Origin of the sequence: Bartonella sp. MU70NMGDW (assembly GCF_042194085.1) — a bacterium.
GTDB classification, from domain to species: domain Bacteria; phylum Pseudomonadota; class Alphaproteobacteria; order Rhizobiales; family Rhizobiaceae; genus Bartonella; species Bartonella grahamii.
In genome coordinates, this window is the sequence record NZ_JBHIMK010000028.1 from 11,405 (window position 1) to 20,328 (window position 8,924).

At 39.6% G+C, this 8,924-nt stretch carries 8 protein-coding genes; 4 read left to right on the forward strand and 4 right to left on the reverse strand.

Annotated elements, in window-relative coordinates:
• Nucleotides 1-412 precede the first annotated feature (412 nt).
• Both ACFIKE_RS04360 and ACFIKE_RS04365 read right to left on the reverse strand, forming a co-directional pair.
• Complete coding sequence (locus tag ACFIKE_RS04360) at nt 413-1,000, reverse strand: hypothetical protein (RefSeq protein WP_375625461.1); 588 nt, start codon at nt 998-1,000, stop codon at nt 413-415.
• A 110-nt stretch (nt 1,001-1,110) separates the two neighbouring features.
• The gene (locus tag ACFIKE_RS04365) at nt 1,111-2,292 is read right to left on the reverse strand and encodes a DNA recombination protein RmuC (RefSeq protein ID WP_375625462.1); all 1,182 of its coding nucleotides are present in this window, start codon (nt 2,290-2,292) and stop codon (nt 1,111-1,113) included.
• A 90-nt stretch (nt 2,293-2,382) separates the two neighbouring features.
• Here ACFIKE_RS04365 and def point away from each other — a divergent pair, with 90 nt between their 5' ends.
• The 3 genes from def to truA are packed head-to-tail and all read left to right on the forward strand — an operon-like array spanning nt 2,383 to nt 4,593.
• The gene (def, locus tag ACFIKE_RS04370; RefSeq protein WP_375625463.1) at nt 2,383-2,919 is read left to right on the forward strand and encodes a peptide deformylase; all 537 of its coding nucleotides are present in this window, start codon (nt 2,383-2,385) and stop codon (nt 2,917-2,919) included.
• Nucleotides 2,919-3,848, forward strand: a complete 930-nt coding sequence (fmt, locus tag ACFIKE_RS04375) for a methionyl-tRNA formyltransferase (protein WP_375625464.1) — start codon at nt 2,919-2,921, stop codon at nt 3,846-3,848. The genes def and fmt overlap by 1 nt, the downstream gene beginning before the upstream one ends.
• A 1-nt stretch (nt 3,849) precedes the next feature.
• Entirely contained in the window at nt 3,850-4,593 is a 744-nt protein-coding gene (gene truA, locus ACFIKE_RS04380) for a tRNA pseudouridine(38-40) synthase TruA (RefSeq protein ID WP_375625465.1), read from the forward strand.
• 32 nt (nt 4,594-4,625) lie between these two features.
• Here truA and ACFIKE_RS04385 read toward each other — a convergent pair whose 3' ends face one another.
• Complete coding sequence (locus ACFIKE_RS04385; RefSeq protein WP_375625466.1) at nt 4,626-5,489, reverse strand: LOG family protein; 864 nt, start codon at nt 5,487-5,489, stop codon at nt 4,626-4,628.
• 106 nt (nt 5,490-5,595) lie between these two features.
• Between ACFIKE_RS04385 and dapD the strand changes: the two genes are divergently transcribed.
• Entirely contained in the window at nt 5,596-6,444 is an 849-nt protein-coding gene (dapD, locus tag ACFIKE_RS04390) for a 2,3,4,5-tetrahydropyridine-2,6-dicarboxylate N-succinyltransferase (protein WP_375625467.1), read from the forward strand.
• Nucleotides 6,445-7,019: 575 nt separating this feature from the next.
• Here the strand turns inward: dapD and lepA are convergent.
• Complete coding sequence (gene lepA / locus ACFIKE_RS04395; RefSeq protein ID WP_375625555.1) at nt 7,020-8,825, reverse strand: translation elongation factor 4; 1,806 nt, start codon at nt 8,823-8,825, stop codon at nt 7,020-7,022.
• Between the last annotated feature and the right edge of the window lie 99 nt (nt 8,826-8,924).

Sequence of the window (8,924 nt, forward strand, 5' to 3'; positions counted from 1 at the left end):
AATATGATGCTCGAATTGCATTTTTTTGATTGCTATTTTATACGCTTAACAAAGAAAATATTCATGTAATAATCAGCCAGTAATACGCATAATGAAAATAAAAAATGATATTAAACTTTAAAATTTTTCTTTAATAATCTCTGATATTTAGACCTGTGCGAAATGCCTGAGCCAAATAGGATATAGTTTCCATTGTAAATTTTTTAAACAAAGAAGGTAAAAATATCGAGAGTACAGTCAAATATATTGAGCATTGCAAAAGCTTTCTGTCTCTTGGGTTTATTCTAAAAAATAACAATTTATTTCATTTAACAATCAGAAAAACGATACAACCTTATTACGCCATAAGAAATTTGGCTCTCAAATAATTTTACCGCAACAATTCCCTAATTGAGATTTTCAAAAATCTTCCCTAACGCCATCCACATCTCTTTAATTGCTGTTCATAGAGCCTCGATATCCTTGCCATGCGCTGTGCTGCCTGTGAAAGCGCAGCAGAGGCATGCCCGCCACTACGCGCATAAGCACCATGTCCCATATGATAATTTAAATAAAGGCTATATGCATCATCAAATCTCACCCCATTGCGTTGAACACTTTGGCGATGGTACCAAGCAACAAAATCAGCAGAATCTGCAAAATTCGTACGCCATGCAAAAGATCTGCCCGTAGAGCGAAGATACATTGCCCATGTACTGTCAAGCGCTTGAGAATAACCATAAGCTGTCGACCGACGCTTCCATGGAATAAAACCAAGTAGTTTCTTGCGTGGAGGACGTGCATTGTGACGAAAGCTCGATTCCATCTTAATAGTTGCAAGAATAATCGGCATAGGAATCCCATAGCGCATTTCCGCTCTTTGAGACACCTTACCCCAATTGTCAAAAAAACCATTTTTTTGTGCTAAAATAGCACAAGCATTGTTTGTGTGGGTGGGAGTAGTCGTTGCACACCCATCTAGCAGAAACACCAGTGCCCCTAAAAACAAAAGGTGTCGCATATTCCTATTCCTCTCGTTTAAGAAATAAAACAAGATAGAGATACTAAAAAAGTATTACCAATCAATAAAGAACATGATCTGACTTGTGATTTTAAAAAGCTTTCTTTGCTTTATTCCTCGTCAGCAAAACGCAATGTTTGCGACTGAGCCAATGTTGTTATTTTTGTTTGTTCAGAGTGATTCTCTTTTAATTCGACAGTTTCAATGCGATTTGCCCGTTTCATAATTTTGGAGGATGATATCAAAATTCCCTCTATATCTTCACCTGCTTTGTGAAAGTGCTTCTGTAACGCACGAACACGCGTATCCATTCGTCCAAAATCTTCCATCAACTTTGCTACTTCTGATTGAATTAAATGCGCTTGTTCACGCATCCGTGCATCTTTCATAATGGTTTGTACCACTTGGACAGAGAGCATCAACAAAGATGGTGAAACAATAATCACATGGGCTCTATTGGATTTTTGTACCAATGCCTCAAAGTCCTCATAAATTGTTGCAAAAATCGATTCAGATGGCACAAAAAGGAAAGCAGTGTCATGGGTTTCTCCGGGAATCAAATATTTTTGTGCAATATCACGAATATGAACTTCCATATCGGTACGAAATTGGCGTTCTGCCTCTTGACGCTCTTGCGCTGATTCTGCCTTACGCATAGCATTCCAAGCCTCCAGAGGGAATTTAGCATCAACAACAAGAGAAGGGGCTTTATTGGGCATATGAATGAGACAATCTGGGCGCTTTCCATTGGAAAGAACAGCCTGAAAAGCATAAGCATTTGTTGGTAAGGCATCGGCAATAATGGCTTCCATCCGCCCCTGACCGAAAGTACCACGTGTCTGCTTATTGCTTAAAATGGACTGCAATTGAACAACTTGTCCCGTAAGCGATTGAATATTATTTTGCGCCGCATCAATCACTGCTAAACGCTCTTGCAAACGATTCAAATTTTCATAAGTGGATTTGGTCTGTACCTGAAGTGTTTGGCCCAAGCTTGTTGTCATCCCATTGAGTTGCTCACTGAGTGATTTATTCAATTCAGCCTGCCGTTGACCAAAAATTTCCGCCATCGTTTGCATTCGCCCTTGCATTTCAGCTTGTGTTTTCAGCAAGGTAGCCATCTGCATTTGTGCCTCACGTGCGCGTTCAGCAATTTCATTTTCCAAAAATGCTTTTTTTCGATGAGAATGTATCAACATAAAAAATGCCAAACAGACAAATATAAATAAAAGCAAAAGCATTAGTTTAGAAAAAAACTCACCAACGAGTATGGAAAAAAACGAATCAAACATAAATTGTAATATAACGCTCTTGTTGTAAAAAAACGCAAGAATCCGTTATTCAATATTGACCAATAACAAACCATTGATTAATCTCTACTTATGCCAATGAGATCTTTAGTTACTTTACCTGATCCGATTTTACGGGAAGTGTCCAGACCTGTTGAGCAGGTCGATTCAGCTCTCCAAAAACTTGCGGATGATATGTTGGAAACCATGTATGATGCTAAGGGCGTTGGTCTTGCTGCTATTCAAATTGGTATACCGCTACGTATGTTGGTTATAGATGTCTCTGGAAATTCTGAAGATGAGCAGAAAAGACCATTTGTTATTATCAACCCTGAAATTTTATGGCTTTCAGATGAGCGTAATATTTACAAAGAAGGTTGTCTTTCTATTCCTGATTATTTTGCAGAGGTTGAACGTCCTAAACGCCTTCGTGTTCGCTATCAGAACCGTGAAGGAAAACAAACAGAAATTGAAGCAGACGATCTCTTAGCAACTTGCTTGCAGCATGAAATTGATCATTTAGATGGGCGCCTTTTTATTGATTACATTTCAAAGATCAAACGCGATATGGTGATACGAAAATTTAAAAAACGCGCAAAAGAAAAAAACATGCAGGAAGCAGTTTTGTAATGGCTTTACGATTAGCTTTTATGGGGACTCCAGATTTTTCTGTTCCTATTTTACATGCTTTATTGGATGCAGGTCATGATGTTGTTGCTGTTTATAGTCAACCCCCTCGCCCAGCAGGACGTCGAGGACTTAAATTAATCCCCTCAGCTGTTCAAAGTGCAGCGCAAGAAAAATCTATTCCCATCTTTACGCCACAAACACTCAAAACAATCGAACAACAGGAGCAATTTGCAGCACTTTCTGTTGATGCTGCTATTGTGGTGGCTTATGGACTCCTTTTACCCAAAGCTATTCTCGAAACGCCGCGTTTTGGTTGTTTTAATGCCCACGCTTCACTCTTACCACGTTGGCGTGGTGCTGCGCCTATTCAACGAGCAATTATGGCTGGTGATAAAGAAACAGGTATTATGATCATGAAAATGGATGAAGGACTTGATACGGGACCTATCGCTCTTTCTCGCTCCATCCCCATTACTGATAACACCACCACTGCTGAGCTTTTAAACAAACTTTCACATATTGGCGCAGAACTTATGGTAGAAACCCTATCAACTCTTGAAAAAGGACAACTTAAACTGACCCCACAATCAGAGGAAGGCATCACCTATGCTGCCAAAATCAAAAAGGAAGAGACCCGCATTAATTGGACAAAACCTGCAGAGTTTATTCATAGGCATATCCGTGCGCTCTCTTCTTCTCCTGGCTGCTGGTGCAATATGAATATTGGGGGACGAGAAGAACGTGTAAAAATTCTTGATAGTCGCTTAACAACAGGTCCTTCTCTTGAAATTGGACGAATAGAACCAGATTCTTTGATTGTCCATTGTGGACAAGGGCGGATAGAAATAACCTCTCTCCAAAGATCGGGTGGTAAAGTCCTTGATAGCGCAACCTTTTTGCGAGGCGCTCATATTTCTGCTGTTTTTTAAGATGCCACGTTTTAAACTCACTCTTGAATATGATGGCTCAAATTATGCTGGTTGGCAGCGTCAAGCAAAACTTCTCACTATACAAGGAGCTCTTGAACAGGCGCTCTTTTCCTTTAGTGGACAACAATTGACCATAACAACAGCAGGAAGAACCGATGCGGGCGTACACGCTACGGGACAAGTTGCGCATGTTGATTTCATAAAAAACTGGCATCCCCATACTGTACGTGATGCGCTCAATGCTCTTTTACGTAAACAGGGAGAAGCGATTTCAATCTTAAACGTACAAAATGTCCCTGATGACTTTGATGCACGATTTTCCGCAACCAAACGCCATTATCTTTTTAAAATACTTAATCGTCGCTCTCCACCAGCCTTAAATGCCAAACGCGTGTGGTGGTTGCCAAAGCCTCTTAATGCTGAAGCCATGCATGAAGCTGCTCAAAAGCTTGTAGGAAAACATGATTTTACCACTTTCCGTTCAGCACATTGCCAAGCCAAAAGCCCTATTCGCACCCTTGAACGCCTCGATATTCAAAGAGAGGGTGAAGAAATTTTCCTTTATGCGCAAGCTCGTTCTTTTCTTCATCATCAAATCCGTTCATTCGCAGGAAGCCTCATGGAAGTGGGTATTGGACGTTGGACAGCTCAAGATCTCGAAGCAGCTCTTCATGCTAAAGATCGTAAACGTTGTGGTGTTGTTGCTCCTCCTTCAGGACTTTATTTAACTAAAGTAGAGTATTAATTATCCTTCAAGAATGAACGTCTTAAAAGTCGTTAAGGCAGTTTATAAAAAGAACGAATTTCTTCAAAAGCTTCTGCTGCTGTATTGACAAATTTCATATAATTAACATCAGTAGGAGAAATTGTACCTTGTTCAGACAGATACTCAAAATTGATAGCATTGCTCCAGAACTCTTTGCCAAACAATAAAATTGGTACCTGTTTCATACGCCCCGTCTGTACTAAAGTTAACGTCTCAAACAGTTCATCCAGAGTCCCAAATCCTCCAGGGAAAATAGCTAATGCTTTCGCTCGTAATAAAAAATGCATTTTGCGCATCCCAAAATAATGAAAATTGAAACACAAATGCGGCGACACATACGAATTAGGCTCTTGCTCATGTGGTAAAATAATATTCAAGCCAATCGTTGGGGCACCAACATCACAAGCACCACGATTTCCCGCCTCCATGATTCCTGGTCCGCCCCCTGTAACAACCACAAATTCACGATATTCTGTCGTAGCGGAATAAAGTGAGCACAAACGCGCAAACTCTCTTGCTTCATCGTAATAATGTGACATAGCATGCAAATTTTTCTTTTGTATTTCATTTTTTGCAGCCCACGCTGCTTGCCCAGGTTCAGGAATACGCGAACCACCAAAAAAAACAACTGTTGATTGAATGTCATATTCTTTAAGGGTTATTTCCGGCTTTAAAAATTCAAGACCAATACGTTGTGAGCGCAACTCTGGACGCATTATAAAATCTTGATCGATATAGGCTAAACGATAAGTAGACGAACGCATTTGTGCTGAATTAGAGATTTTATGTATTTGTTGTAGAGCATCCTTCGTATGGAGAAGTGGTGTCCAATTTTCTTGCTCCTCTTTTCTTTTTTCTTTACAGCTTTTTTTCATGCACCTGTCCTACTTCCTCATCGTTTTATTGACTGAACACATTTCTTCGCGTAGTTCATAGAGAATAAACCTTGAAGCTTTCAACTTGTTTAACGGAACTCTCGTCATGACCCATCTCACACAACTTGAAATGATTATCGAACAAGCTTTTGACGATCGCGATTCTGTCAATACTACCACAAAAGGCGAAATCCGTGAGAGTGTCGAACATGCATTGAACCTTCTTGATAAAGGTGAAATCCGTGTTGCAGAACGACAAAAAAATGGACAATGGCATGTTCATCAATGGTTGAAAAAAGCGGTTTTGCTCTCTTTTCGGCTTAATCCTATGCAACTTATTACTGGTGGAATCAATGGAACACATTGGTGGGATAAAGTTCCTTCAAAATTCTCTGGTTGGCAAGAAGCAGATTTTAAAAGTGCTGATTTCCGTTCCGTTCCTGGAGCCATTGTACGCTATTCTGCTTACATTGCACCCAACGTTATATTGATGCCATCCTTTGTTAATCTTGGTGCTTTTGTAGATGAGAGCACAATGGTTGATACATGGACCACCGTTGGTTCTTGTGCACAAATTGGTAAACATGTCCATCTTTCTGGCGGTGTTGGTATTGGAGGTGTTTTGGAACCACTGCAAGCAAACCCAACAATCATTGAAGATCATTGCTTTATCGGTGCTCGCTCTGAAATTGTTGAAGGCTGTATTATCCGTGAAGGTGCTGTTTTGGGAATGGGAGTCTTTATTGGAAAATCTACAAAGATTATTGATCGTACAACAGGTGAAATTTTTATAGGTGAAGTACCAGCCTATTCAGTGGTCGTGCCAGGTTCTTTCCCTGGAAAACCTTTACCAAATGGTGAAGCAGGACCAAACCTTTATTGTGCTGTTATTGTAAAACGCGTTGATCAAAAAACACGAGAAAAAACATCCATTAATGATCTTTTACGTTCTTAGACACAAGATTAATTCATAATAATATTTCATCGTTTTTTAACTTGAATAATAACCTCGAATACAAGGATTCTCTCATTTCAAATCCTTTCATAGTGAATCAATCACTATCATTTCCTTGCACGTTACAAACGCAGTTAGTGTGTGGGTAAGAAACACTTTAAGTAAAGAGTAAAAATATCTTTAATGAATTCTCTTAAGTGATAAGGATTGCCATAATATTTTGAGCTGAAAAAGAGTATTATAGGTGCGCTTTGCACCTTTATGACGCGTAAAGACGCTGATGCCAAAGGGATTTTATATTATTCACTGTGTATTTTACTTTATATTTTTCACAGCCCCCATTGCGAAATGAAGTTGATACATTGAGTGATGATTCACTAAAACAAGCGCGCCAATATGCAACATAAATGTATTTCGTTTAAAGTATTCTTTTTTACGTGAGAAGCATGACACCATTACGCAATACACAAAAATATGAAGCACAGCGCAATTTTATTTAAAAGTGTTCTTTAAGCATCTGAACCAATCGACAAAAGCAAAAGCACAATCAATGAGAGACAATACTCCTTTTTTCATTATTTGTTCATTTTGAGCGCTTGAATAAATGCCGATTGTGGAATTTCTACTTTTCCAAATTGGCGCATCCGCTTTTTGCCTTCTTTTTGCTTTTCCAAAAGTTTGCGCTTACGCGTGACATCACCCCCGTAACATTTCGCTGTTACATCTTTACGCAAAGCACGAATTGTTTCACGCGCTATAACTTTACCACCAATAGCCGCTTGAACTGGAATCTGAAACATATGCTGGGGAATAAGATCTTTCAGTTTTTCACACATGGAACGCCCGCGCTTTTCTGCAATCGTGCGGTGCACAAGCATAGACAATGCATCTATAGACTCTCCATTTACCAAAATAGACATTTTAACTAAATCCCCCTCCGCATAATCGGTCATCTGATAATCAAAAGAAGCATAACCCTTTGAGATTGATTTTAGCCGATCATAAAAATCAAAAACAACTTCATTCAGTGGTAAATCATACGTTATCATAGCACGGGTTCCAACATAGGACAAACCAACCTGTACCCCCCGCCGCTCTTGGCATAGTTCTAAAATTGACCCAAGATAATTATCAGGAGTCATGATTGTCGCCCGAATCCATGGTTCTTCAATGGAAGAAATTTTAACCACATCAGGCATATCCGCTGGATTGTGCAACTCTTTAACAGAACCATCATTCATATTCATGCGATAAACAACCGAAGGTGCTGTCGCGATTAAATCCAAATTAAACTCACGCTCTAATCGCTCTTGAATAATTTCAAGATGAAGAAGTCCCAAAAAGCCACAGCGAAAACCAAATCCCAAAGCCGCAGATGTTTCCATTTCAAAAGAAAAACTCGCATCATTTAAGCGTAATTTGCCCATGGCTGCACGCAAATCATCAAAATCGGCAGCATCTATTGGAAAAAGACCACAAAATACAACTGGTTGCGCAGGCTTAAAACCAGGTAAAGCATTTTCACAAGGACGGCGCTCTTCAGTAATCGTATCCCCAACCCGTGTATCTGCTACCTCTTTGATAGAGGCAGTGATAAAACCAATCTCGCCTGGTCCTAACTCATCAACCTGTACCATTTTAGGTGTAAACACCCCAACGCGCTCAACTGGATATTTTGCTCCTGTACCCATCATACGAATGGTTTGGCCTTTTTTTAAAATACCATCTATCACCCGTACCAAAACAATGACACCAAGATATGCATCATACCAGCTATCAACCAACATTGCTTTCAAGGGATTTGCAACATCGCCTGTATGGGGAGGTGGTAATTGTGCAACAATTGCCTCCAAAACATCAGGAACACCCAAACCTGTTTTTGCTGATATTTCTACTGCTTGAGATGTATCAATGCCTATCACATCTTCAATTTGTTCTTTAACACGCTCAGGTTCTGCTGCTGGAAGATCAACTTTATTGAGTACAACAACCAATTCATGCGAATTATCAATCGCTTGATAAACATTTGCTAACGTCTGTGCCTCTACACCTTGGCTTGCATCTACCACCAACAGAGAACCTTCACAAGCTGCCAATGAACGCGAAACCTCATAAGCAAAATCCACATGACCAGGTGTATCCATAAGATTTAAAATATAGGTTTCACCATTCTTTGCCTTATAGTGTAAACGTACCGTTTGTGCTTTAATAGTAATTCCACGTTCACGCTCAATATCCATGGAATCGAGTACTTGTTCTTTCATCTCACGTGTATCAAGTCCACCTGTTATTTGGATCAAACGATCAGCTAAAGTGGATTTTCCGTGATCAATATGCGCCACGATGGAAAAATTACGAATATAATTACGATCTATTGTCATATAAGGCGATTTAGCAAAGAATAATACAAAACGCAAAGACCAATTATGCTCCGGCTTCTATCAAAAGAATATAAACCTAAAAAGCTTCTCAAAACACAA